The organism is Pontibacter sp. E15-1 (genome assembly GCF_022601975.1).
In the GTDB taxonomy this organism is placed as follows: domain Bacteria; phylum Bacteroidota; class Bacteroidia; order Cytophagales; family Hymenobacteraceae; genus Pontibacter.
On sequence record NZ_JAKVIR010000030.1, the window covers coordinates 42,154 to 64,263 of the forward strand.

Consider the following 22,110-nt stretch of genomic DNA (forward strand, 5'->3'; position numbering starts at 1 on the left):
AGCGCCAAGGTATAGATGCCGGGGCGCTTAGCGCACTTTATACTGGTGTAGCTGTAGAGCAAATTCATTGTATCGACATTATTATTTTATAATATGGCATTTGCAAAAAATAAAAAGCTTTCTCAGGACTTCTCAAAAGTAACGATTAGTCTGGCTTCCCCGGAATCCATTCTGGAGCGTTCCAACGGAGAGGTGACAAAGCCTGAGACCATTAACTATAGAACTTACAAGCCGGAGATGGGTGGTTTATTCTGCGAAAGAATATTCGGGCCTGTAAAGGATTGGGAATGCCACTGCGGAAAATACAAGAGAATCAGATATAAGGGCATCATCTGCGACCGTTGCGGTGTAGAGGTGACCGAGAAGAAAGTGCGCCGCGAGCGCATGGGCCATATCGAGCTGGTAGTTCCTGTGGCGCACATCTGGTATTTCAAATCACTTCCGAACAAAATTGGATATCTGTTAGGCTTACCAACCAAGAAGCTTGACCAGATCATCTATTACGAGCGATATGCAGTAATCCAGCCGGGTATTCTGGCAGAGGACGGTGTGAACACACTGGACTTCCTGACAGAAGACGAATACCTGGACATGGTAGACAAGCTTCCGCGCGAGAACCAGCAACTGGACAACAGCGACCCGAACAAATTCATCGCTAAGATGGGTGCCGAGGCGCTGCAAATGCTGTTAGAGCGTACGAACCTCGATGACCTGTCATACGAGCTTCGCCACGCAGCGGCACACGAGACTTCTCAGCAGCGTAAAGCAGAGGCTTTAAAGCGCCTGCGTGTTGTAGAGGCTTTCCGTGATGCTACTACACGAATCGAGAACAGACCAGAGTGGATGATCATCCGTATGGTGCCTGTTATCCCGCCAGAACTTCGCCCACTCGTTCCGTTGGACGGTGGCCGTTTCGCGACTTCTGACCTGAACGACCTATACCGACGCGTTATTATCCGTAACAACCGTCTGAAGCGTCTGATCGAGATCAAAGCGCCAGAGGTGATTCTCCGTAACGAGAAGCGTATGCTTCAGGAGGCGGTTGACTCCCTGTTCGACAACTCACGTAAAGTGAACGCTGTCCGGGCAGAAGGTAACCGTGCGCTGAAATCGCTTTCTGACATGCTGAAAGGTAAGCAAGGGCGTTTCCGTCAGAACTTGCTTGGTAAGCGTGTTGACTACTCTGGCCGTTCGGTAATTGTTGTTGGTCCTGAACTAAAGCTGCATGAGTGCGGTCTGCCTAAGAACATGGCAGCTGAGCTCTTCAAGCCGTTCATCATCCGCAAGCTGATCGAAAGAGGCATCGTGAAAACGGTGAAGTCTGCTAAGAAGATTGTAGACCGCAAGGACCCTGTTGTTTGGGATATCCTGGAGAACGTGTTGAAAGGCCACCCAGTGCTCCTTAACCGTGCTCCTACGCTCCACAGACTTGGTATCCAGGCGTTCCAGCCAAAACTAATCGAAGGAAAGGCAATCCAGCTGCACCCATTGGTATGTACGGCATTCAACGCCGACTTTGACGGTGACCAGATGGCGGTGCACGTTCCACTCGGACCTGCTGCTGTACTGGAAGCCTCTATGCTGATGCTGGCGTCGCACAACATCCTGAACCCTGCCAATGGTGCGCCTATCGCGGTACCTTCTCAGGACATGGTACTAGGTTTATACTATGTATCAAAAGGAAAGCGCACCACAGAAACAGAAAACATCCCGGGTGAGGGTATGAGCTTCTACGCAGCAGAGGAAGTGATCATCGCCATCAACGAAGGGCGTCTGTCTAAGCAGGCATATATAAAAGTAAGAGCCACGATCAGAAATGAGCAAGGCGTTCTTGAGCATAAGCTGATCGAGACGGTAGCCGGACGCGTTATCTTTAACCAGTTCGTGCCCGAGGAAGTTGGCTACATTGATGAGCTGCTAACGAAGAAGAAACTGCAGCAGATCATCTCCCGTGTGTTTAAGGAGACAGGTATGGCCCGCGCCGCTCAGTTCCTGGATGATATCAAGACACTCGGATTCCAGTCAGCCTACAAAGGCGGTCTGTCAATGGGGCTTGGCGATATCCAGATACCGAAAGAGAAAGACATATTGGTTGCTCAGGCCAAGAAAGATGTAGACGCCGTATGGCAGAACTACTCTATGGGTCTGATCACAGACAACGAGCGTTACAACCAGGTAATTGACATCTGGACCCGTATCAACAACCAGATCACGGAAACGTTGATGCGCCGTCTGGAGAACGACGACCAAGGCTTCAACTCTATCTTCATGATGATGCACTCCGGAGCCCGTGGTTCAAGAGAGCAGATCCGTCAGTTGGGTGGTATGCGAGGTCTGATGGCCAAGCCTCAGAAGTCACTGCAGGGTTCTGTGGGTGAGATTATCGAGAACCCGATCCTTTCCAACTTTAAGGAAGGTCTGGATGTAATCGAGTACTTTATCTCTACACACGGTGCGCGTAAAGGTCTTGCCGATACGGCCCTTAAAACTGCCGATGCGGGTTACCTGACCCGTCGTCTGGTAGACGTATCGCAGGATGTGATCGTGAACGAAGAAGACTGCGGAACGCTGCGTGGCCTTGAAGTGAGTGCACTGAAAGACAACGAGGATATCGTGGAGTCGCTTTCTGAGCGTATCCTGGGCCGTGTAATGGTGCACGATGTATACGACCCGATTACCAACGAGCTGGTAGCTGAGTCTGGCGTCGAGATCACAGAAGAAATTGCCCGTGCTATTGAGGAGACGGCAATCGACACTGTAGAGATACGCTCCGTACTCACCTGCGAGTCTAAGCGCGGTATTTGTGCCAAGTGCTACGGCCGTAACCTGGCGACAGGCTTTATGGTGCAGCGTGGTGAGGCTGTTGGTGTTATCGCCGCACAGTCAATTGGTGAGCCGGGTACACAGCTGACACTCCGTACTTTCCACGTGGGTGGTACGGCGTCTAACATTGCGGTAGATGCCACTATTCTGGCAAAGTTCGGCGGTAAGATCGAGTTTGAAGATATTCGCTCACTGGATACAGTGAACAACGAAGGTGCTCCGGTAAAAGTAGTGATGGGCCGTTCAGGCGAGGTAAGAGTAGTAGACCCTAACACAGGCAAACTGCTCATCAGTAACCACGTTCCGTATGGCTCATTCCTACACGTAACTGATGGACAGACTGTGGAGAAAGGAGCTCAGTTGTGTAACTGGGATCCATATAACGCGGTTATCCTGTCTGAGTTCGACGGCGATATCGCGTATGAGGCTATCATTGAAGGCATCACATACCGTGAGGAGTCGGATGAGCAGACAGGTTACCGTGAGAAAGTAATCATCGACACAAAAGACAAGACGCAGAACCCTGCCATTATCGTGAACCCGAAGAACGGCGAGTCGAAAGGCTACAACATTCCGGTGGGCGCGCACTTAACGGTAGAGAACGGCGAGAAAATCAAAGCTGGCCAGATCCTGGTGAAGATACCGCGTGCCATTGGTAAGACTAGGGACATTACAGGTGGTCTGCCACGTGTGACGGAACTGTTCGAGGCGCGTAACCCATCTAACCCGGCCGTTGTGTCTGAGATTGATGGCGTGGTAACCTACGGAAGCGTAAAACGCGGTAACCGTGAAATTTACATCGAGTCGAAAGACGGTGTGAAGAAGAAATACATGGTTCCCCTGTCCAAGCACATTCTGGTGCAGGACAATGATTTCGTGCGTGCCGGTATGCCATTGTCGGATGGAGCGATCACTCCGTCAGACATTCTGAACATACAGGGTCCGGGAGCCGTGCAGGAATACCTGGTGAACGAGATTCAGGAGGTATACCGCTTGCAGGGTGTAAAGATCAACGACAAGCACATTGAAGTAGTGGTGCGTCAGATGATGCAGAAAGTGATCGTGGTGGACGCCGGTGACACAAGCTTCCTGGAAAACCAGGTGGTGGACAAAATCACGTTCATGGAAGAGAACGACCGCATCATCGACATGAAAGTAGTGGAAGAGTCAGGCGATTCGGCAACGATGAAGCCAGGCCAGATCATCACTGCCAGAAAGCTGCGTGACGAGAACTCAAGCCTGAAGCGCCGTGACATGCAACTGGTAACTGTGCGTGATGCACAGCCATCAGTGTCCAGACCTACGCTGCAGGGTATCACACAGGCATCCTTGGGTACGCAAAGCTTTATATCTGCCGCATCCTTCCAGGAGACGACAAAGGTGCTGAGTGAGGCTGCTATCAAAGGTAAAGCGGATGAACTGCTTGGTCTGAAAGAAAACGTGATCGTAGGTCACTTGATTCCTGCAGGTACGGGACTGAGAGAGTATCAGAAGCTGATTGTGGGAAGCCAGGAGGAGTATGATGCACTGGTAGACTCGAAGAAAGCGACAACCAAGAGACAGCAGGAGTTACAAAGCAAATAACAAGGACATGGCGGAAGATCTGCAGAAGCAAAATCAGATAAACATTGAGTTGACGGAGGAGATAGCGGAGGGCGAATATGCCAACCTGGCTATGATCGCCCATTCCAGCAGTGAGTTTGTGATTGACTTTATACGACTGATGCCAGGTCTGCCAAAAGCAAAAGTAAAATCAAGAGTCGTTATCACGCCAGAGCATGCCAAGCGATTATTGGCGGCTCTGGCCGATAACGTCAAGAAATTTGAGGCGAGCTTTGGCGAGATCAAGCATGCCGACGAAGCCCCGTCTTTCCCCATGAACTTTGGGGGAACGGTAGGGGAGGCCTAAGGTGCTAATAATTAATGAATTAAAATTTTGAATTTGCAAGCGTATTTACATACCTTTGCAGTCCGAATTTTTGAGTAGAAAAAATCTATAATTAACAGATTGTAAATGCCTACTATACAGCAATTAGTAAGAAAGGGAAGAGAGAAATTGACTTCAAAGTCAAAGTCTCCGGCCCTAGATTCATGCCCACAGCGTCGTGGAGTATGTACAAGAGTATATACCACAACGCCTAAGAAGCCAAACTCTGCGATGCGTAAAGTTGCCAGGGTACGATTAACGAACGGCAAGGAAGTCAATGCCTACATTCCGGGTGAAGGCCACAACCTGCAGGAGCACTCTATTGTGCTGATCAGAGGTGGTAGAGTAAAAGACCTTCCAGGTGTGCGATACCATATCGTGCGTGGAGCGTTGGATACAGCGGGAGTAAGCGGACGTCTTCAGTCACGTTCTAAGTACGGCGCGAAGCGACCAAAACCAGGACAGGCTGCGGCTCCTACAAAAGGTAAAAAGAAATAATCTATAGTGAACTAATACGATGAGAAAAGCAAAGCCGAAAAGTAGAATACTCCTTCCTGATCCAAAATACAAAGAGACATTGGTAACACGTTTCGTTAACTACATGATGGAAGACGGAAAGAAAAGTGTTGCTTATGGTATCTTCTACGACGCTGTAGAAATAGTAGAGCAAAGGACAAAGGAAAACGGTCTTGAGATGTGGAAGAAGGCGTTGAACAACGTCATGCCAAGCGTCGAAGTAAAAAGCCGTCGCGTAGGAGGAGCTACTTTCCAAGTGCCGACTGAGGTTCGTCCGGACCGCAGAGTATCTCTGGGAATCAAGTGGATGATTTCCTACGCTCGCAAGAGAGGTGAGAAGACAATGAAGGACAGATTAGCAGGGGAGATAGTAGCTGCTGCTAAAGGTGAAGGTGCTGCCGTTAAGAAGAAAGACGACACACACAGAATGGCAGAAGCGAACAAAGCGTTCTCACATTTTAGATTCTAGTAATGGCAAGAGACTTAAAATACACACGAAATATTGGTATTGCCGCGCATATTGATGCCGGTAAGACCACTACGACCGAACGTATATTATATTATGCAGGAGTAAGCCATAAAATTGGAGAAGTTCATGATGGCGCTGCAACAATGGACTGGATGGAGCAGGAGCAGGAGCGTGGCATCACGATTACTTCAGCTGCGACAACAGTTACCTGGCCTTACAGAGGTGACAGCTACCATATCAACATCATTGACACTCCCGGACACGTTGACTTTACCGTAGAGGTAAACCGTTCACTGCGCGTACTGGATGGTCTGGTGTTTCTTTTTTCTGCCGTTGACGGCGTGGAGCCTCAGTCTGAGACTAACTGGCGCCTGGCAGACAACTACAAGGTTGCCCGTATCGGATTCGTTAACAAAATGGACCGTTCTGGCGCTGATTTCCTTGCTGTTTGTAAGCAGGTAAAAGAAATGCTGGGAAGCAACGCTGTAGCCCTTCAGTTGCCTATTGGCGGCGAGGATAACTTCAGAGGTGTTGTGGACCTGGTAAACAACCGCGGTATCATCTGGAACGAGGAAGATAAGGGTATGACCTTTACCGAAATTCCAATCCCAGAGGATATGGTTGAGGAGGCTACTGAGTACAGAGAGAAACTTCTCGAGGCAGTAGCTGAGTACGACGAAACGCTGATGGAGAAATATTTCGAGGATCCGGATTCAATTTCGGAAGAAGAAATCATCGCTGCGCTTCGTGCCGCTACCATCGACATGGCCATTGTGCCTATGCTTTGCGGTTCATCTTTCAAGAACAAAGGCGTACAGACAATGCTTGACTATGTGATGGCGCTTTGCCCGTCACCAATGGATAAGGAGAGCATCAAAGGTATAAACCCAGACACAGGCGAGGATATTTTTCGCAAGCCAAGTGAAAGCGAGCCTTTCGCAGGCCTTGCGTTTAAGATCGCAACTGACCCTTATGTAGGCCGTCTTTGCTTTGTGCGTGCTTACTCTGGTGTGCTGGAATCTGGTTCATATATCTTCAACACGCGCTCTGGTAACAAAGAGCGTATCTCCCGTATCTTCCAGATGCATGCCAACAAGCAGAACCAGATCGAAAGACTGGCTGCCGGTGACATTGCTGCCGTGGTAGGTTTCAAGGACATCAAAACAGGAGACACCCTTTGCGACCAAAGCGCGAAGATTGTTCTAGAGTCTATGGACTTCCCTGAGCCAGTAATCGGGTATGCAATTGAGCCAAAGACACAGGCTGACTCTGACAAAATGGGTATGGCGATTGCCAAGCTTGTGGAAGAGGATCCAACACTTCAGGTGAACACGGACGAGGAGACTGGCCAGACGATCCTGAGAGGTATGGGTGAGCTTCACCTGGAGATCATCATCGACCGTATGAAGCGCGAGTTCAAGGTTGAGCTAAACCAGGGTGCTCCGCAGGTAGCTTACAAAGAGACCATCACAAAGTCTATTGAGCACCGTGAGGTATTCAAGAAGCAGTCTGGTGGTCGTGGTAAGTTCGCTGACATCGTGTTCAACATGGGCCCACGTGAAGACGGCAAGCAAGGGCTTGAATTCGAGAATGCTATTGTGGGTGGTGTGATTCCACGTGAATTCATACCAGCTATCCAAAAAGGCTTCGAAGAGGCGATGAAGAACGGTATACTTGCTGGCTTTCCTATCGATTCAATGAAAGTGCGTCTGTTCCACGGATCATTCCACGACGTTGACTCTGATGCATTGTCTTTCGAACTGGCTGCACGTCAAGGTTTCAGAGAGGCTGGCAAGCAGTGCGCGCCAAGACTTCTTGAGCCGATCATGGGTGTTGACGTAGTGACACCTGATGAGTATACTGGTCCGGTAACAGGTGACTTAAACAGAAGAAGAGGTTTGATGAAAGGTATGGATACGAAAGGCACCGCCACTGTGGTAAAAGCCGACGTTCCGCTTTCTGAACTGTTCGGTTATGTAACAGACCTTCGTACCATTACTTCTGGTAGAGCTACAGCGTCGCTTACCTTCTCGCATTACGAGCAGGTACCGCAGAACTTAGCAGATGCCATCATTGCCAAATTAAAAGGAACTGCAGCTAAATAGTAGTAAAAAATGAATCAGAAAATAAGAATAAAGCTTAAGTCTTACGACCATAACCTGGTAGACAAGTCTTCTGAGAAGATCGTAAAAGCTGTAAAAGCAACTGGTGCCATCGTAAGCGGACCAATTCCTCTTCCAACCGAGAAAGACAAGTTCACGGTACTGCGATCGCCGCACGTTAACAAGAAGTCTCGTGAGCAGTTCCAACTTTGCACCTACAAGCGCTTGGTAGACATCTACTCAACAAGCTCTAAAACAGTAGATGCACTGATGAAACTTGAATTGCCTAGCGGCGTGGATGTAGAGATCAAGGTTTGATGCACTACAAGGCTATATAAAAAAAGAGAACCGGGAAACTGGTTCTCTTTTTTTATAACTACGTGATTCATAAATAATTTAAGGCGATGTTATTGAAACCTAAAAATATTTTATAACTTTGCACTCCCTTAGAAAACTGAGGGCAAACCATATATTATATCCATCTTTTAAAAAATTAGTTGAATGCCTGGAATTATCGGTAAGAAAATCGGAATGACAAGCCTCTTCACAGCAGATGGTAAATACACTCCAGTTACGCTTATTCAAGCTGGCCCATGTGTAGTTACTCAGGTGAAGACAGTCGAAACGGATGGCTACGAAGCTGTACAGATCGGCTTTGGCGAGAAGAAACTGAAGAGAGTAACTAAGGCAGAAGCCGGACATTACAAGAAAGCAAACACAGCTCCTAGCAAAAAAGTAGCTGAATTTGACATGGAAGGTATCTCTCCAAGCTTAGGGGATACAATCGATGTGAATCTGTTTATTGAAGGTGAGTACGTGGATGTGGTTGGAACCTCGAAAGGTAAAGGTTTCCAGGGCGTTGTGAAGCGTCATAACTTTGCCGGTGTTGGCGGCCAGACGCACGGTCAGCACAACAGGGCAAGGCACCCTGGTTCAATTGGTGCATGTTCTTGGCCATCAAGAGTGTTCAAGGGTATGCGCATGGCTGGTAGAATGGGCGGTAACCGCGTTAAGATCGAGAACTTAACCGTGCTGCGCGTGATACAAGACAAAAACCTTTTGGTTGTTAGTGGCTCTGTACCAGGTGCCAAAAATTCTTACGTATTAATCGAGAAATAATAATGGAGCTTTCTGTATTAAATAGCAAAGGTGAGGATACAGGCAGAAAGGTAACACTTTCTGATGCTGTGTTTGGTTTAGAGCCAAATGAGCATGCAATGTATCTTGACGTGAAGCAGTACCTGGCAAATCAGCGCCAAGGTACGCACAAATCAAAGGAGCGCGCAGAAGTTGCTGGCTCAACAAAGAAGATCAAGAAGCAAAAAGGTACTGGCGGAGCCCGTGCGGGTTCTATAAAGTCGCCTTTGTTTGTGGGTGGTGGCCGTGTGTTCGGTCCTAAGCCAAGAAACTATAGCTTTAAGCTGAACAAGAAACTGAAGAGAGCAGCACGTCTTTCTGCCCTTTCTTTACTGGCCCGCGACAACCGGGTTGCTTTGGTTGAGGCGTTCAAACTGGATGCGCCGAAGACGAGCGAGTTCAAAGGCATTCTGAGCAACCTGCAGGCAACCGGCAAGACGCTTATCGTGCTTCCTGCTGTAGACAAGAACGTTGTTCTTTCTGGCCGTAACTTGCAGAAGGTTAAAATATCTACTGCCAGCGATGTAAACACATACGACCTGTTGAACACAGAGAAGTTGTTGTTGGTAGAAGAGTCAGTTAATGTATTAGAAACCCTCTTTAGCGAAAAGTAATGAACGTTCTGAAAAGACCCATAATCACAGAGAAATTTGCAGCCTTGAACGAGGTAGGCAAATATGCTTTTGAGGTGAGCAAGAACGCCAATAAAGTAGAAATCAAGAAGCAGATAGAGAAACAGTACGGCGTTACCGTGGAGAAAGTGGCTACCATGCGCTCTATCGGTAAGGTGAAGACGAAGTACACAAAGTCAGGAGCTGTTAGCGGTCGTACTTCTCTGATCAAGAAAGCAATAGTAACCCTGAAAGAGGGCGAAGTAATAGACTTTTACAGCGGCATATAATTAAGTTAAAATGGCTTTAAAAAAGTTAAGACCAACAACACCAGGTCAAAGATTTAGAGTAGCCCCTGCCTTTGATGAAATCACGGCATCTACTCCAGAGAAATCTTTGTTGGCACCTATTAAAAAATCTGGTGGACGCAACAACTCAGGTAAAATGACCATGCGCTATTTAGGCGGCGGTCATAAGAAGAAATACCGGGTTATCGATTTCAAGCGTACCAAGCACGGCATTCCGGCTACAGTGAAGACGATCGAGTACGATCCGAACAGAACTGCCCGTATCGCGCTGCTGCATTACGTTGACGGCGAGAAAGCATATATCATTGCTCCTGCCGGCTTGCAAGTAGGCACTGTTATTACTTCAGGCCCGGGCGTAGCCCCTGAGGTAGGTAACTGCCTTCCTTTATCTGATATTCCTCTAGGTACTATCATTCACAACATTGAGCTTCAGCCCGGCAACGGTGCAATTCTTGCCCGTAGTGCAGGCTCTTACGCTCAGCTAGTAGCCAGAGAAGGTCGTTATGCTACAATTAAACTTCCTTCAGGCGAGTTGAGAATGGTACTTGTAAACTGTTCAGCTACAGTTGGTACTGTTTCTAATGGCGACCATATGAACGTGAAGCTTGGTAAAGCCGGACGTAACAGATGGTTAGGTAAGCGTCCTCGCGTGCGTGGTGTTGCCATGAACCCTGTCGATCACCCTATGGGTGGTGGTGAAGGTAAGTCTTCAGGCGGTCACCCACGTTCTCGTAAGGGCTTGTATTCTAAAGGCCTTAAGACCAGAAACAAGAACAAGTATTCTGAAAAGCTTATTGTTAACAGAGGAAAGAAAAAATAAATGGCTAGATCATTAAAAAAAGGGCCTTACATTGACTTTAGGCTCGAGAAGAAAGTGACTGTAATGAATGAGGCTGGCAAGAAGTCTGTTATCAAGACTTGGTCACGCAGATCCATGATTTCTCCGGATTTCGTTGGTCATACCTTTGCAGTACACAATGGCAATAAATTTATTCCGGTATATGTGACGGAGAACATGGTAGGACACAAACTCGGCGAGTTTGCCCCAACCAGAAACTTCAGAGGTCACGTTGCTAAAAAAGATAAAGGCAAGCGATAACCATGGAAGCAGTAGCAAAATTAAATAACGTGCCTACTTCTCCTCGTAAAATGAGATTAGTAGCAGGCTTGATCCGTGGCAAAAGCGTATCAAGAGCCCTTAGCCTATTGAAGTTCGAGCCGAACTCTGGTTCTGAGAGACTTGAAAAGCTTCTTCTGTCTGCCTTGTCTAATTGGCAGGCTAAAAACGAAGACGCTCGCATTGAAGAGGCCAACCTTTTCATTAAAGAGATCTACGTGAACGAAGGCAAAATGCTGAAGCGTCTTCGTCCGGCCCCACAGGGTCGCGGCTACCGCATCAGGAAGCGATCTAACCATGTTACGGTGATCATCGACAGCCTGACTGAGGAGCAAATGGAACAGCAATCAAAGAAATCTAAAAAAGCCAACAAGTAAGAAAATGGGACAGAAAGTAAATCCAATCGGTTTTCGACTCGGCATTATTAAAGGTTGGGATTCTAACTGGTATGGCGGCAAAGATTTCGCTGAGAAGCTGATCGAAGACGAGAGAATCAGAAAATATATATTAGCGCGTATTCCTAAAGGCGGAATTTCTAAAATCATCATCGAGAGAACGCTGAAGCGTATCACCATCACTGTAAACACTGCCCGTCCGGGTGTGGTTATCGGTAAAGGCGGCCAGGAAGTAGATAAGATCAAGGAAGAGCTCAAGAAGCTGACGAACAAGGATATTCAGATCAACATCTTTGAGATCAAGCGCCCTGAGTTGGATGCCAAGCTGGTAGGCGAGTCAATCGCGCAGCAGCTGCAGGCACGTATCTCTTTCCGCCGTGCCATGAAGCAGGCAATCTCCTCTGCTCTCCGCGTTGGAGCCGAAGGTATCAAGGTACAGGTGTCAGGCCGCTTGGGCGGTGCTGAAATGGCCAGAACGGAGCACTACAAAGAGGGAAGAACTCCTCTTCACACGCTCCGTGCCGACATCGACTATGCTTTGTCTGAAGCACAGACGGTGTATGGAAAACTTGGTATCAAGGTTTGGGTATTTAAAGGCGAGGTATACGGTAAGCGCGATCTTACTCCGAATGCTGGCATGGAGAGTGGCAAAGGACCTGCTGGTTCAAGTGCTGGTGGTGGTGACAGACGTGGCGGCAACCGTAAGAAAACGGATAATGCCGGTGGGCCAAAGCGCAACACCAAGCGTCGTCAGTAATCGATTGATAACATTATTAGGATTTTAGAAAATGTTACAGCCTAAAAGGACTAAATATAGAAAAATGCAAAAAGGCCGCGTGAAGGGTCTGGCTCATAGAGGCAGCACCATTTCATTTGGTTCATTTGCAATAAAATCGCTGGAAGCATCATGGATTACAAGCCGCCAGATTGAGGCCGCCCGTATTGCCATGACGAGAGCTATGAAGCGTGAAGGACAAGTATGGATCCGGATTTTCCCTGACAAGCCTATCACAAAGAAGCCTGCAGAGGTTCGAATGGGTAAGGGTAAGGGTTCGCCTGAGTATTGGGTAGCCGTGGTGAAGCCAGGAACGATCATGTTTGAATCGGATGGCGTTACCCTGGATGTGGCCAAAGAGTCGTTGCGATTAGCAGCTCAGAAGCTCCCAGTTAAGTCAAAATTTGTAGTACGTAGGGATTACGTTGAGAAATAGAAAATGAAAAATTCAGAGATCAAGGCTTTATCTTCAGAAGAGCTGAAAGAGAAGCTAAACACTGAGCGCTCCAACATGCAGAACCTGCGTTTTGCACATGCTATATCTCCGTTGGAGAACCCAATGAAAATCCGTGAGTCGAAGCGCACGATCGCTCGTCTCCACACGGAAATCAACAGTCGTGAATCACAAGCTAACTCTTAAGACCTAGTTATATCATGGAAGAGAGAAATCTAAGAAAAGAAAGAAGTGGTAAGGTTGTTAGCAACAAGATGAACAAGTCTATCACGGTAATGGTGGAAAGCAGAATGAAGCATCCGATGTACGGAAAGTTTCTGAAGAAATCCAACAAGTTCATGGCTCACGACGAGAACAACGATTGCAACATTGGAGACTTTGTTCGCATTGAGGAGACACGCCCGCTTAGCAAGAATAAGAACTGGCGTTTAGTAGAAATCATAGAAAGAGCGAAATAAGATGATACAGCAGGAATCAAGACTTAGTGTGGCTGACAATAGCGGTGCCAAAGAGGTGCTTTGCATCCGCGTGTTAGGTGGTACTGGCAAGAAATACGCTTCTATCGGAGATAGAATCGTGGTGACTGTAAAATCAGCTCTTTCTTCTGGTAACATTAAAAAAGGAACTGTTTCAAAAGCAGTTATTGTAAGAACAAAGAAAGAGGTTAGAAGAAAGGACGGATCATATATTCGTTTTGACGACAATGCAGCCGTTCTTCTAAATGCAAACAATGAGCCACGCGGCACCCGGATCTTCGGACCAGTAGCCCGTGAGCTTCGTGAAAAGCAATTCATGAAGATTGTTTCGTTAGCGCCTGAAGTTCTTTAACCTATAATTCAGATTAAAATGAATAAGAAAAAACTTCATGTAAAGACTGGCGATACAGTTAAAGTTATTGCCGGTGACGATCGCGGTAAAACAGGCCGTGTAATCGCTGTGAATGCAGATAAGCAGAGAGTAACTATTGAAGGCCTTAACATGGTGACTAAGCACGCTAAGCCTAGCGCGCAGAATCCACAGGGCGGCATCAGCCAGATAGAAGCTCCGGTACACGCTAGCAATGTCGCGTTGGTTGACCCTAAGACAGGAGAGACGACTAAAGCTGCTAGAAGAACGAACAGCGAAGGTAAATCAGAGCGTTACTCTAAAAAGACAGGGGAGGTTATCTAAGATGGCAACTACAAGATTCAAAGAAAAATACGAAAATGAGGTAGTGCCTGCCTTGAAAGAGAAGTTCCAGTATAAGAACATCATGCAGGTGCCTAAACTCACAAAAATCTCTATCAACAAAGGTATCGGTGCAGCCGTTTCCGACAAAAAGTTGGTGGACATTGGTGTGGAGGAGCTTTCGACTATTACAGGACAGAAGGCTGTTTCTACAATCGCGAAGAAGTCTGTTTCGAACTTTAAGCTGCGTGAGGGCATGCCGATTGGCGCCCGCGTGACGCTAAGAGGTGAGAAGATGTATGAGTTCCTGGACCGTTTGGTGACGATTGCCCTTCCACGTGTGCGTGACTTTAGAGGCATCAACGAAAAAGGGTTTGATGGCCGCGGAAACTACACACTGGGTGTAAAGGAGCAGATCATCTTCCCAGAAATCAGCATCGATAAGGTGAAAGCGATTTCGGGTATGGATATCACATTCGTAACCACCGCTCAGACAGACGAGGAAAGCTACGAACTGTTAAAAGCATTCGGCATGCCTTTCATAAACGCTAAGAAATAAGAAAATGGCAAAAGAATCAGTAAAAGCGAGAGAGCTTAAAAGACAGAAGCTGGTAGCGAAATATGCTACCAAAAGAGCCGAATTGAAAGCTAACGGAGACTATGAGGCCTTAGACAAGTTGCCACGCAACGCGTCGCCTGTTCGTCTGCACAACCGTTGCAAGCTTTCAGGACGCCCGAGAGGGTATATGCGGAAATTTGGAATTTCCCGCGTCCTTTTCAGAGAGCTTGCTTCTGCTGGTAAAATTCCTGGTGTTACAAAATCAAGCTGGTAATTTTTTTCTTACTCGGTAAGGAAAAAGAAAAGATATTCGTATCTTTGCCCCTCGCTTAGATAAAGCATTCATTATTATATAGTTTCCATAATGAACACAGATCCAATAGCAGATTATTTAACTAGAGTGCGTAACGCTATCAAGGCGAACCATAGAATAGTTGAAATACCATCTAGCAACATAAAAAAAGAGATTACTAAAGTATTGTACGACAAAGGGTACATCCAGAGTTATAAATTTGATGACGCTGCGGTACAAGGTACAATCAAGATAGCTCTGAAGTACAACCCTAACACTAAGCAGTCTGCTATTGTGAAACTGGACAGGGTAAGTAAGCCAGGGTTGCGTAAGTACGCCGGAAGCGAGAACCTGCCACGTGTATTGAACGGGCTTGGCATTGCCATTTTGTCGACTTCTCAGGGCGTAATGACAGAGAAAGAAGCCAAGTCACTTAAGATTGGTGGCGAGGTATTGTGTTACGTTTATTAATTAGGAGGATAGACAATGTCACGTATAGGAAAATTGCCAATCAGCCTGCCTTCCAGTATTGAAGTATCCGTTGCCGATAACAACGTAGTTACAGTGAAAGGCCCAAAAGGATCCCTTTCTACTGCTGTAGATAAAGATATGATTGTGAAGCAGCAGGATAACCAACTTGTTGTGGAGCGCCCTACGGAGCAGAAGCGCCACAAGGCTATGCATGGTCTGTATCGTTCACTTATCAACAACATGGTGATAGGTGTAAGCGAAGGTTACAAAGAGCAGCTTGAGTTAGTGGGTGTAGGGTATAAAGCAACAGTACAGGGAACTATCCTTGAACTGTCTCTTGGTTACTCGCACAACATCTTTCTGAGCGTTCCTTCTGAAGTGACGGCTACTGCTGTTACTGAAAAAGGTAAGTCTCCTGTAATCACGCTGGAGTCTAGCGACAAGCAATTGCTTGGCCAGGTAGCGGCGAAGATCAGGTCACTCCGTAAAGTAGAGCCATACAAAGGCAAGGGTATCCGCTTTGTAGGCGAAGTAATCAGAAGAAAAGCTGGTAAGACAGCGTCTAAATAATCATCATCATGTCTACTAACAAGATTTCAAGAAGACTAAGAATAAAGAGAAGTATCAGAAACAAGATTTCTGGTACTTCTGAAAGGCCACGATTATCTGTGTTCCGCAGCAACAAGGCGATTTATGCACAGCTGATTGACGATACTACTGGTGTGACACTAGCAGCAGCCTCTTCCGTTAAGCTTGATGATGCAAAAGCTAATGTAGAAACTGCCAATAGAGTTGGAAAAGACATTGCCGAGAAAGCCATTTCAAAGGGTATTTCTGCTGTAGTGTTCGACCGCTCCGGATACCTGTATCATGGTAAAGTTAAATCGTTGGCAGAAGGCGCTCGTGAGGCTGGCCTTAAATTCTAAATAACTATGTTGAAGAATAATATACGAAGTGTAAAGGCGAGCGAAATCGAACTCAAGGAGAAAGTAGTCGCCATTAACCGCGTTGCCAAGGTAGTAAAAGGTGGTCGAAGATTCTCATTCGCCGCCATTGTAGTTGTTGGTGATGGAAACGGTGTTGTTGGATACGGACTGGGCAAGGCGAACGAAGTAACGGATGCTATCGCTAAGGGTATCGACGATGCAAAGAAGAATCTGGTAAAGGTTCCTACATACCATAGCACTGTTCCTCATTCTCAGGAAGGCAAGTTCTCAGGTGGTTTCGTGTTGATTAAGCCAGCTGCGCCGGGTACGGGTGTAATTGCAGGTGGTGCGATGCGTGCCGTACTGGAAAGCGCCGGAATCAAAGACGTGCTTTGTAAGTCTAAAGGCTCTTCTAACCCACACAACGTGGTGAAGGCAACTTTCGATGCTCTTTCAAAAATGCGTGATCCTTTGGCAGTTGCACAGCAACGCGGTGTTAACTTACAAAAAGTATTTAACGGATAATCGAGATGGCTAAAGTTACTATCACTCAGGTCAAAAGTATCATTGACCGCCCGAAAGACCAGAAGGCTACGATTAAGGCGCTTGGTCTTGGCAAGATAAGCAGATCAGTTTCTGTAGAGTTGACTCCGCAGATTGCTGGTATGGTAAAAAAAATTCATAATTTAGTAGAAGTTAAAGACTTTCAATAATGTACTTAAATTCTTTACAACCTGCAGAAGGTGCTGTCAAAACCAGAAAAAGAATCGGTAGAGGTACTGGATCAGGTAGAGGTGGTACTTCTACGCGTGGTCACAAAGGTGCCAAGTCCCGCTCTGGTTATTCACAGAAATCCGGCTTCGAAGGTGGTCAGATGCCACTTCAGAGACGTGTACCTAAGTATGGCTTTAAAAACATCAACCGTGTTGAGTATAAGGCTATCAACTTAGATGTTATTCAGTCTTTAGCCGAGTCGACCAACGAAGCTGTGTTGAACTTTGATTTCTTCAAAGCCCACGGCCTGGTTCAGAAAAACGATAAAGTTAAAATATTGGGTAGAGGAGAATTGAACAAGGCTGTAGAAATACACGCTCACGCGTTCTCTGGTACTGCAACATCATCCATAGAAAAAGCAGGCGGTAAAACAGTAGCGCTTTAATCGATCGGTATGAAGAAGTTTATAACAACTATTAAGAACATCTTTGCTATTGAAGATCTTAGAGTCCGTATTTTAAATACGGTTTTCTTTATAGCAATTTTCAGACTCGGTTCTTTTGTTGTTTTACCTGGTGTGGATCCAAATCAGCTGCAGGCGAACACTAGTGGCCTGTTTGGTTTGTTGGATACTTTCCTTGGTGGGGCATTTAGTAATGCCTCTATCTTTGCATTAGGTATAATGCCATACATATCGGCTTCGATTGTGTTGCAGCTTCTTACAATTGCAGTTCCGTATTTCCAAAAGATGCAGAAGGAGGGTGAGTCTGGTAGAAAGAAAATCAACCAAATCACCCGAGTTCTTACCATAGTAATCACGTTGGCGCAGGCAGTTGGCTTTGTCGCCACGATCAATGCCGAGGCTATCGTCATCAGCCAGACATTATTTACCATCACATCAATGATTGTCCTCACTTCAGGTACGATCTTCTGTATGTGGCTAGGTGAAAAAATCACTGACAAGGGGATTGGTAACGGTATATCCATGCTGATTATGATCGGTATAGTTTCCCGATTCCCTGGGGCTATCGTGGCTGAATTCTTATCTAAGCAGCTGAACGGGGCCCTTTTATTCTTGTTCGAACTGTTCATTCTATTCTTTGTTGTAATGTCGGTAGTAATGCTGACGCAAGCAATCAGAAGAATACCTGTGCAGTATGCCAAGCAAGTAGGTGGAAGCTCTTTATACAGCGGACAGCGCCAGTTCATACCCCTTAAGGTAAATGCTGCCGGTGTAATGCCCATCATCTTTGCGCAGTCGCTGATGTTCCTGCCTTCTATGATTGCCTCTATCTGGGCAAGCTCTAACGACACGGCAAACTATATTGGTGCTACATTCTCAGACTTTACCTCATGGCAGTATAACCTTGTTTTTGGTCTGTTGATTCTGGTCTTCACCTATTTCTATACAGCCATTAGCGTTAACCCTAATCAGATTGCAGATGATCTGAAAAGAAGCGGCGGCTTTGTTCCTGGGATTAAGCCTGGTCTTGCCACATCGGAGTACATTGATGCGATCCTGACCAGAATCACGCTGCCGGGTGCCATTTACCTTGCCCTTGTTGCGATTTTCCCTTCTATCGCCATGCTATTGGGTGTAACCAGAGAGTTTTCTCAGTTCTTTGGCGGTACTTCCCTTATCATTATGGTAGGTGTTGTGTTGGATACGCTTCAGCAAGTTGAAAGCTACTTGTTAATGAGACACTATGATGGCATGATGAAATCAGGTAAGCTTCGTGGCAGAACTGAGAACATTGCCATGGCATCATAATCTATGATCATATATAAAACAGAAGAAGAAATTGAGCTGATTCGCCAGAGTGCTTTGATTTTAAGCAAAGCACATGGCGAAATTGCTCAGCTTATAAAGGAAGGTGTTTCCACGGTAACATTAGATAACCGCGCTGAAGAATATATCCGTGATAACGGAGGACAGCCTTCTTTCAAAAATTACAACGGTTTTCCCTATAGCCTGTGTATATCAGTGAATTCCACTGTTGTGCACGGTTTTCCCGGTGAATACGTTTTGAACGATGGTGATGTGATCTCTGTTGACGCAGGGGTATACTATAAAGGGTTTCACAGCGATTGTGCTTATACCCACGCTGTCGGTAATGTTTCGGAAGAGGTAACTGACCTCTTGAAAGTGACGAAAGAGTCGCTTTACAAAGGGATAGACAAAGCAACCATAGGTTTCCGGATGGGAGATGTGAGTTTTGCTATACAGGACCATGCCGAAAAGCATGGCTATGGTGTGGTCAGAGAACTGGTTGGCCACGGCATCGGCCGCAATTTGCATGAGTCTCCTGAAGTGCCCAATTACGGCAAGCGCGGTCAGGGTCCCAAACTGCAGGACGGTTTGGTTATCGCTATCGAGCCTATGATTACCTTGGGCACACGGCACATTGTGCAGGAAGATGATGGCTGGACAATCAGAACGCGAGACAACAAACCTTCCGCACACTTTGAGCACACAGTGGTTGTGCGGAAAGATCAGGCAGAGATCTTAACAACATTTGATTATATAGAACAAGCAAAAAAATCATAAATGGCAAAACAGTCGTCAATCGAACAAGACGGAACTATCATCGAGGCTTTGTCTAACGCCATGTTTAGAGTTGAGCTTGAAAACGGTCATCAGTTGATTGCTCATATCTCCGGAAAAATGAGAATGAATTACATTAAGATTCTCCCGGGTGATCGAGTGAAGTTGGAAATGTCTCCTTATGACCTGACTAAAGGCAGAATTGTTTACAGATATAAATAAATATAATGAAAGTTAAAGCATCAGTAAAAAAGCGAAGTGCTGACTGTAAGATTATCCGTCGCAAGGGTAAGCTTTATGTCATCAACAAAAAGAATCCAAGATATAAACAAAGACAAGGATAATTAAATTAGTATGGCTAGAATCGCAGGAGTAGATATTCCGGATAACAAAAGAGGCGAGATTGCATTGACCTATATCTTCGGTATTGGTCGTAACCTCTCCATTAAAATTCTTCAGAAAGCCGGGGTGGATCTTGACAAAAAAGTGAAAGACTGGACAGAAGAAGAAGCCGGTGAGATCAGAAATATTATAGCAGCGGACCACAAGACTGAAGGTGTGCTGAGATCTGAGGTGCAGTTGCACATCAAGCGTCTCATGGACATCGGTAGCTACCGCGGGTTGAGACATCGTAAGGGTTTGCCAGTGCGCGGTCAGCGTACCAAAAACAACTCACGTACCCGAAAAGGTAAGCGTAAGACAGTTGCGAACAAGAAGAAAGCTTCTAAATAATAATTGATCATGGCTCAAAAAAGAAAAGACAAAGCTAAAAAGCGTGTCGTAGTTGTTGAATCAACCGGACAGATACACATTAAGGCTTCTTTCAATAACATCATTATATCAGTAACCAACAACGTAGGTCAGGTTATTTCTTGGGCTTCTGCTGGTAAAATGGGCTTCAAAGGTTCTAAAAAGAACACTCCGTATGCAGCGCAGATGGCTGCCGGCGATTGCGCAAAGGTTGCTTATGACCTGGGTATGCGCAAGGCTGAGGTTTTTGTAAAAGGTCCGGGTGCAGGTAGAGAGTCTGCCATCCGTACTGTACAGAACACCGGTATCGAGGTGACTTCCATTAAAGATGTTACACCGTTGCCACACAACGGATGTCGTCCTCCAAAACGCAGAAGAGTTTAATTTTAAATTTAAATTAAGAAATGGCAAGATATACTGGTCCAAAAAGCAAAATCTCAAGACGTTTCAACGAAGAGATTTTCGGTCCAAGCAAAGCGCTTAAGAAGAAGAGCTATCCTCCCGGGATGCATGGCCGTGGTCGTCGTAAGAAGCAGTCGGAATATGCTGTTCAGTTAGCTGAGAAGCAGAAAGCGAAATATATATACGGTATCCTGGAAAAACAATTTGCTAACATTTTCGCTAAGGCACACCGTAAGAGTGGCGTTACAGGCGAAAACCTGCTGGCAATGCTTGAGTCTAGGTTAGATAATACTGTTTACCGTTTGGGCATTGCCCCGACAAGGAGAGCTGCCCGTCAGCTTGTGCTGCATAAGCACGTTCTGGTGAACGGCGAAATTGTAAATATCCCTTCCTTCAGCCTGAAGATTGGTGATGTAGTGGCTGTTAGAGAGAAGTCTAAGACGCTTGAGGCAATCACTACTTCCCTTACTACGCGCAATGCGCGTCAGTTTAGCTGGTTAGAGTGGGATGCTTCAGAGATGGCTGGCAAGTACATCGCGACTCCAGAGAGAGAGCAGATACCTGAGAAAATCCAGGAGCAGCTGATCGTCGAGCTTTACTCTAAGTAAGCAGCATAATCAATTTCTAACCTTTAACACTGCAAGTATGTCAATATTAGCATTTCAGATGCCAGAGAAAGTTGTGATGGAAAAAGCCAACGACTTTCATGGGCTATTTGAATTCAAGCCGCTTGAAAAAGGTTACGGTGTAACCATCGGTAATGCTTTGCGAAGAATTCTTCTTTCATCATTAGAAGGATATGCCATCACAAGCATCCGCATAGGTGGTGTATTGCATGAGTTCTCGTCTGTTGAAGGGGTGGTTGAGGATGTCTCTGACGTAATCCTTAACTTAAAGATGGTTCGTTTAAAGAAACTAAACGATGTTGTAGACGAAAAGATCACGATCAATCTTAGTGGTCAGGATACTTTCAAGGCTGGCGACATCAACAAGTTTACAGCGAGCTATGAAGTGCTGAACCCAGAGTTGGTAATTTGCCACCTGGATACAAGCATCAATTTCGAAGTAGAACTGACTGTTCAGAAAGGGCGTGGTTACGTGCCTGCTGAGGAGAACAAGCCTGCTGAGCAAGTGTTTGGTCAGATCTCTATCGATGCCATCTACACACCTATCAAAAATGTAAAGTTTAGCGTTGAGAACACTCGAGTAGAGCAGAAAACTGACTACGAGAAGCTCGTGCTAGACATACAGACCGACGGTTCGATCCATCCTGAGGATGCATTGAAAGGCGCGGCCAATATCCTGATTCAGCATTTCATGCTGTTCTCTGACAACACAATGACTTTTGAGACTGCCAAGCCTGAAGAAGAGGAGGCCGTTGACGAAGAATTGCTGCATATGCGCAAAGTTCTGAAGACTTCTCTTCAGGATATGGACCTATCTGTGCGCGCTTATAACTGCCTGAAAGCTGCCGACATCAAGACGTTGGGTGACCTGGTGCAGTTAGACATCGCGGACATGATGAAGTTCAGAAACTTCGGTAAGAAGTCGTTGACTGAGTTGGAGAATTTAGTTCAGGAGAAGAGCTTAACCTTCGGAATGGACCTTTCTAAGTATAAATTAGAAGAAGATTAATTAATCTACGGCATA

Annotated in this window: 34 protein-coding genes; all 34 read left to right on the forward strand. The window is 46.2% G+C overall.

Translation table 11 applies throughout. The features are described 5' to 3' along the window. The first annotated feature begins 93 nt into the window (after positions 1-93). The 34 genes from rpoC (at position 94) to MKJ04_RS18990 (ending at position 22,095) form a co-directional block, all read left to right on the forward strand. A complete protein-coding gene (rpoC, locus tag MKJ04_RS18825) occupies positions 94-4,407 on the forward strand; it encodes a DNA-directed RNA polymerase subunit beta' (protein ID WP_241643213.1) in 4,314 nt (1,437 codons plus the stop codon). 7 nt (positions 4,408-4,414) lie between these two features. Further along, positions 4,415-4,732, forward strand: coding sequence for a DUF3467 domain-containing protein (locus MKJ04_RS18830; protein WP_241643214.1), 318 nt, complete (start codon positions 4,415-4,417; stop codon positions 4,730-4,732). Between the two features lie 105 nt (positions 4,733-4,837). Then, on the forward strand, positions 4,838-5,248 hold the full coding sequence (rpsL, locus tag MKJ04_RS18835) for a 30S ribosomal protein S12 (protein ID WP_241643215.1): 411 nt from the start codon (positions 4,838-4,840) through the stop codon (positions 5,246-5,248). Positions 5,249-5,267: 19 nt separating this feature from the next. Then, positions 5,268-5,735, forward strand: a complete 468-nt coding sequence (gene rpsG, locus MKJ04_RS18840) for a 30S ribosomal protein S7 (protein WP_241643216.1) — start codon at positions 5,268-5,270, stop codon at positions 5,733-5,735. A gap of 2 nt (positions 5,736-5,737) precedes the next feature. Continuing rightward, a complete protein-coding gene (gene fusA, locus MKJ04_RS18845; RefSeq protein ID WP_241643217.1) occupies positions 5,738-7,840 on the forward strand; it encodes an elongation factor G in 2,103 nt (700 codons plus the stop codon). Between the two features lie 9 nt (positions 7,841-7,849). Further along, positions 7,850-8,155, forward strand: coding sequence for a 30S ribosomal protein S10 (rpsJ, locus tag MKJ04_RS18850; protein ID WP_007654312.1), 306 nt, complete (start codon positions 7,850-7,852; stop codon positions 8,153-8,155). Positions 8,156-8,338: 183 nt separating this feature from the next. Continuing rightward, a complete protein-coding gene (rplC, locus tag MKJ04_RS18855; RefSeq protein WP_241643218.1) occupies positions 8,339-8,956 on the forward strand; it encodes a 50S ribosomal protein L3 in 618 nt (205 codons plus the stop codon). A 2-nt stretch (positions 8,957-8,958) separates the two neighbouring features. After that, positions 8,959-9,588 (forward strand): 50S ribosomal protein L4, encoded by a 630-nt coding sequence (gene rplD / locus MKJ04_RS18860; RefSeq protein ID WP_241643219.1) that lies wholly within the window; start codon positions 8,959-8,961, stop codon positions 9,586-9,588. After that, positions 9,588-9,875 (forward strand): 50S ribosomal protein L23, encoded by a 288-nt coding sequence (gene rplW, locus MKJ04_RS18865; RefSeq protein WP_241643220.1) that lies wholly within the window; start codon positions 9,588-9,590, stop codon positions 9,873-9,875. The genes rplD and rplW overlap by 1 nt, the downstream gene beginning before the upstream one ends. Positions 9,876-9,885: 10 nt before the next feature. Continuing rightward, positions 9,886-10,713, forward strand: coding sequence for a 50S ribosomal protein L2 (gene rplB, locus MKJ04_RS18870; RefSeq protein WP_241643221.1), 828 nt, complete (start codon positions 9,886-9,888; stop codon positions 10,711-10,713). Next, entirely contained in the window at positions 10,714-10,992 is a 279-nt protein-coding gene (gene rpsS / locus MKJ04_RS18875; RefSeq protein WP_241643222.1) for a 30S ribosomal protein S19, read from the forward strand. Positions 10,993-10,994: 2 nt separating this feature from the next. Continuing rightward, complete coding sequence (gene rplV / locus MKJ04_RS18880; protein WP_241643223.1) at positions 10,995-11,387, forward strand: 50S ribosomal protein L22; 393 nt, start codon at positions 10,995-10,997, stop codon at positions 11,385-11,387. A gap of 4 nt (positions 11,388-11,391) precedes the next feature. Next, positions 11,392-12,162 carry a 30S ribosomal protein S3 gene (gene rpsC, locus MKJ04_RS18885; RefSeq protein WP_241643224.1) on the forward strand — a complete coding sequence of 257 codons (771 nt, stop codon included), beginning with the start codon at positions 11,392-11,394 and terminating at the stop codon, positions 12,160-12,162. Between the two features lie 31 nt (positions 12,163-12,193). Further along, on the forward strand, positions 12,194-12,616 hold the full coding sequence (rplP, locus tag MKJ04_RS18890; protein ID WP_241643225.1) for a 50S ribosomal protein L16: 423 nt from the start codon (positions 12,194-12,196) through the stop codon (positions 12,614-12,616). Between the two features lie 3 nt (positions 12,617-12,619). Beyond that, entirely contained in the window at positions 12,620-12,820 is a 201-nt protein-coding gene (gene rpmC, locus MKJ04_RS18895) for a 50S ribosomal protein L29 (RefSeq protein ID WP_241643226.1), read from the forward strand. A gap of 14 nt (positions 12,821-12,834) precedes the next feature. Next, entirely contained in the window at positions 12,835-13,092 is a 258-nt protein-coding gene (gene rpsQ, locus MKJ04_RS18900; protein ID WP_241643227.1) for a 30S ribosomal protein S17, read from the forward strand. Between the two features lies 1 nt (position 13,093). Then, entirely contained in the window at positions 13,094-13,462 is a 369-nt protein-coding gene (gene rplN / locus MKJ04_RS18905) for a 50S ribosomal protein L14 (protein WP_241643228.1), read from the forward strand. A gap of 18 nt (positions 13,463-13,480) precedes the next feature. Next, positions 13,481-13,804, forward strand: a complete 324-nt coding sequence (gene rplX / locus MKJ04_RS18910) for a 50S ribosomal protein L24 (RefSeq protein WP_241643229.1) — start codon at positions 13,481-13,483, stop codon at positions 13,802-13,804. Between the two features lies 1 nt (position 13,805). Then, on the forward strand, positions 13,806-14,360 hold the full coding sequence (gene rplE / locus MKJ04_RS18915; protein ID WP_241643230.1) for a 50S ribosomal protein L5: 555 nt from the start codon (positions 13,806-13,808) through the stop codon (positions 14,358-14,360). A gap of 4 nt (positions 14,361-14,364) precedes the next feature. Continuing rightward, positions 14,365-14,634, forward strand: coding sequence for a 30S ribosomal protein S14 (rpsN, locus tag MKJ04_RS18920; protein ID WP_241643231.1), 270 nt, complete (start codon positions 14,365-14,367; stop codon positions 14,632-14,634). A 90-nt stretch (positions 14,635-14,724) separates the two neighbouring features. Then, on the forward strand, positions 14,725-15,123 hold the full coding sequence (gene rpsH / locus MKJ04_RS18925) for a 30S ribosomal protein S8 (RefSeq protein ID WP_241643232.1): 399 nt from the start codon (positions 14,725-14,727) through the stop codon (positions 15,121-15,123). Positions 15,124-15,138: 15 nt separating this feature from the next. After that, complete coding sequence (gene rplF / locus MKJ04_RS18930; protein ID WP_241643233.1) at positions 15,139-15,693, forward strand: 50S ribosomal protein L6; 555 nt, start codon at positions 15,139-15,141, stop codon at positions 15,691-15,693. An 8-nt stretch (positions 15,694-15,701) separates the two neighbouring features. Next, entirely contained in the window at positions 15,702-16,049 is a 348-nt protein-coding gene (gene rplR / locus MKJ04_RS18935; RefSeq protein ID WP_241643234.1) for a 50S ribosomal protein L18, read from the forward strand. A gap of 6 nt (positions 16,050-16,055) precedes the next feature. After that, positions 16,056-16,574, forward strand: coding sequence for a 30S ribosomal protein S5 (gene rpsE / locus MKJ04_RS18940; protein ID WP_241643235.1), 519 nt, complete (start codon positions 16,056-16,058; stop codon positions 16,572-16,574). A gap of 5 nt (positions 16,575-16,579) precedes the next feature. Beyond that, entirely contained in the window at positions 16,580-16,762 is a 183-nt protein-coding gene (gene rpmD, locus MKJ04_RS18945; RefSeq protein ID WP_241643236.1) for a 50S ribosomal protein L30, read from the forward strand. Then, positions 16,762-17,208: a 50S ribosomal protein L15 gene (rplO, locus tag MKJ04_RS18950; protein WP_241643237.1), complete on the forward strand. Its 447-nt coding sequence runs from the start codon at positions 16,762-16,764 to the stop codon at positions 17,206-17,208. The genes rpmD and rplO overlap by 1 nt, the downstream gene beginning before the upstream one ends. A 9-nt stretch (positions 17,209-17,217) precedes the next feature. Further along, complete coding sequence (secY, locus tag MKJ04_RS18955) at positions 17,218-18,534, forward strand: preprotein translocase subunit SecY (protein ID WP_241643238.1); 1,317 nt, start codon at positions 17,218-17,220, stop codon at positions 18,532-18,534. Between the two features lie 3 nt (positions 18,535-18,537). Further along, positions 18,538-19,311, forward strand: a complete 774-nt coding sequence (gene map, locus MKJ04_RS18960; RefSeq protein ID WP_241643239.1) for a type I methionyl aminopeptidase — start codon at positions 18,538-18,540, stop codon at positions 19,309-19,311. Further along, positions 19,312-19,530: a translation initiation factor IF-1 gene (gene infA / locus MKJ04_RS18965; protein ID WP_241643240.1), complete on the forward strand. Its 219-nt coding sequence runs from the start codon at positions 19,312-19,314 to the stop codon at positions 19,528-19,530. Positions 19,531-19,535: 5 nt separating this feature from the next. Next, entirely contained in the window at positions 19,536-19,652 is a 117-nt protein-coding gene (ykgO, locus tag MKJ04_RS18970) for a type B 50S ribosomal protein L36 (RefSeq protein WP_241643241.1), read from the forward strand. Positions 19,653-19,662: 10 nt separating this feature from the next. Then, positions 19,663-20,040: a 30S ribosomal protein S13 gene (gene rpsM, locus MKJ04_RS18975; protein ID WP_241643242.1), complete on the forward strand. Its 378-nt coding sequence runs from the start codon at positions 19,663-19,665 to the stop codon at positions 20,038-20,040. 9 nt (positions 20,041-20,049) lie between these two features. Continuing rightward, a complete protein-coding gene (gene rpsK, locus MKJ04_RS18980) occupies positions 20,050-20,442 on the forward strand; it encodes a 30S ribosomal protein S11 (protein WP_241643243.1) in 393 nt (130 codons plus the stop codon). Positions 20,443-20,462: 20 nt separating this feature from the next. After that, entirely contained in the window at positions 20,463-21,068 is a 606-nt protein-coding gene (rpsD, locus tag MKJ04_RS18985) for a 30S ribosomal protein S4 (protein WP_241643244.1), read from the forward strand. 37 nt (positions 21,069-21,105) lie between these two features. Continuing rightward, positions 21,106-22,095: a DNA-directed RNA polymerase subunit alpha gene (locus tag MKJ04_RS18990; protein ID WP_241643245.1), complete on the forward strand. Its 990-nt coding sequence runs from the start codon at positions 21,106-21,108 to the stop codon at positions 22,093-22,095. Positions 22,096-22,110: the final 15 nt, after the last annotated feature.

Coding starts and splice junctions, on each gene's coding strand:
- rpoC (WP_241643213.1), top strand. CDS start 94: ATGGCATTTGCAAAAAATAAAAAGCTTTCTCAGGACTTCTCAAAAGTA.
- MKJ04_RS18830 (WP_241643214.1), top strand. CDS start 4,415: ATGGCGGAAGATCTGCAGAAGCAAAATCAGATAAACATTGAGTTGACG.
- rpsL (WP_241643215.1), top strand. CDS start 4,838: ATGCCTACTATACAGCAATTAGTAAGAAAGGGAAGAGAGAAATTGACT.
- rpsG (WP_241643216.1), top strand. CDS start 5,268: ATGAGAAAAGCAAAGCCGAAAAGTAGAATACTCCTTCCTGATCCAAAA.
- fusA (WP_241643217.1), top strand. CDS start 5,738: ATGGCAAGAGACTTAAAATACACACGAAATATTGGTATTGCCGCGCAT.
- rpsJ (WP_007654312.1), top strand. CDS start 7,850: ATGAATCAGAAAATAAGAATAAAGCTTAAGTCTTACGACCATAACCTG.
- rplC (WP_241643218.1), top strand. CDS start 8,339: ATGCCTGGAATTATCGGTAAGAAAATCGGAATGACAAGCCTCTTCACA.
- rplD (WP_241643219.1), top strand. CDS start 8,959: ATGGAGCTTTCTGTATTAAATAGCAAAGGTGAGGATACAGGCAGAAAG.
- rplW (WP_241643220.1), top strand. CDS start 9,588: ATGAACGTTCTGAAAAGACCCATAATCACAGAGAAATTTGCAGCCTTG.
- rplB (WP_241643221.1), top strand. CDS start 9,886: ATGGCTTTAAAAAAGTTAAGACCAACAACACCAGGTCAAAGATTTAGA.
- rpsS (WP_241643222.1), top strand. CDS start 10,714: ATGGCTAGATCATTAAAAAAAGGGCCTTACATTGACTTTAGGCTCGAG.
- rplV (WP_241643223.1), top strand. CDS start 10,995: ATGGAAGCAGTAGCAAAATTAAATAACGTGCCTACTTCTCCTCGTAAA.
- rpsC (WP_241643224.1), top strand. CDS start 11,392: ATGGGACAGAAAGTAAATCCAATCGGTTTTCGACTCGGCATTATTAAA.
- rplP (WP_241643225.1), top strand. CDS start 12,194: ATGTTACAGCCTAAAAGGACTAAATATAGAAAAATGCAAAAAGGCCGC.
- rpmC (WP_241643226.1), top strand. CDS start 12,620: ATGAAAAATTCAGAGATCAAGGCTTTATCTTCAGAAGAGCTGAAAGAG.
- rpsQ (WP_241643227.1), top strand. CDS start 12,835: ATGGAAGAGAGAAATCTAAGAAAAGAAAGAAGTGGTAAGGTTGTTAGC.
- rplN (WP_241643228.1), top strand. CDS start 13,094: ATGATACAGCAGGAATCAAGACTTAGTGTGGCTGACAATAGCGGTGCC.
- rplX (WP_241643229.1), top strand. CDS start 13,481: ATGAATAAGAAAAAACTTCATGTAAAGACTGGCGATACAGTTAAAGTT.
- rplE (WP_241643230.1), top strand. CDS start 13,806: ATGGCAACTACAAGATTCAAAGAAAAATACGAAAATGAGGTAGTGCCT.
- rpsN (WP_241643231.1), top strand. CDS start 14,365: ATGGCAAAAGAATCAGTAAAAGCGAGAGAGCTTAAAAGACAGAAGCTG.
- rpsH (WP_241643232.1), top strand. CDS start 14,725: ATGAACACAGATCCAATAGCAGATTATTTAACTAGAGTGCGTAACGCT.
- rplF (WP_241643233.1), top strand. CDS start 15,139: ATGTCACGTATAGGAAAATTGCCAATCAGCCTGCCTTCCAGTATTGAA.
- rplR (WP_241643234.1), top strand. CDS start 15,702: ATGTCTACTAACAAGATTTCAAGAAGACTAAGAATAAAGAGAAGTATC.
- rpsE (WP_241643235.1), top strand. CDS start 16,056: ATGTTGAAGAATAATATACGAAGTGTAAAGGCGAGCGAAATCGAACTC.
- rpmD (WP_241643236.1), top strand. CDS start 16,580: ATGGCTAAAGTTACTATCACTCAGGTCAAAAGTATCATTGACCGCCCG.
- rplO (WP_241643237.1), top strand. CDS start 16,762: ATGTACTTAAATTCTTTACAACCTGCAGAAGGTGCTGTCAAAACCAGA.
- secY (WP_241643238.1), top strand. CDS start 17,218: ATGAAGAAGTTTATAACAACTATTAAGAACATCTTTGCTATTGAAGAT.
- map (WP_241643239.1), top strand. CDS start 18,538: ATGATCATATATAAAACAGAAGAAGAAATTGAGCTGATTCGCCAGAGT.
- infA (WP_241643240.1), top strand. CDS start 19,312: ATGGCAAAACAGTCGTCAATCGAACAAGACGGAACTATCATCGAGGCT.
- ykgO (WP_241643241.1), top strand. CDS start 19,536: ATGAAAGTTAAAGCATCAGTAAAAAAGCGAAGTGCTGACTGTAAGATT.
- rpsM (WP_241643242.1), top strand. CDS start 19,663: ATGGCTAGAATCGCAGGAGTAGATATTCCGGATAACAAAAGAGGCGAG.
- rpsK (WP_241643243.1), top strand. CDS start 20,050: ATGGCTCAAAAAAGAAAAGACAAAGCTAAAAAGCGTGTCGTAGTTGTT.
- rpsD (WP_241643244.1), top strand. CDS start 20,463: ATGGCAAGATATACTGGTCCAAAAAGCAAAATCTCAAGACGTTTCAAC.
- MKJ04_RS18990 (WP_241643245.1), top strand. CDS start 21,106: ATGTCAATATTAGCATTTCAGATGCCAGAGAAAGTTGTGATGGAAAAA.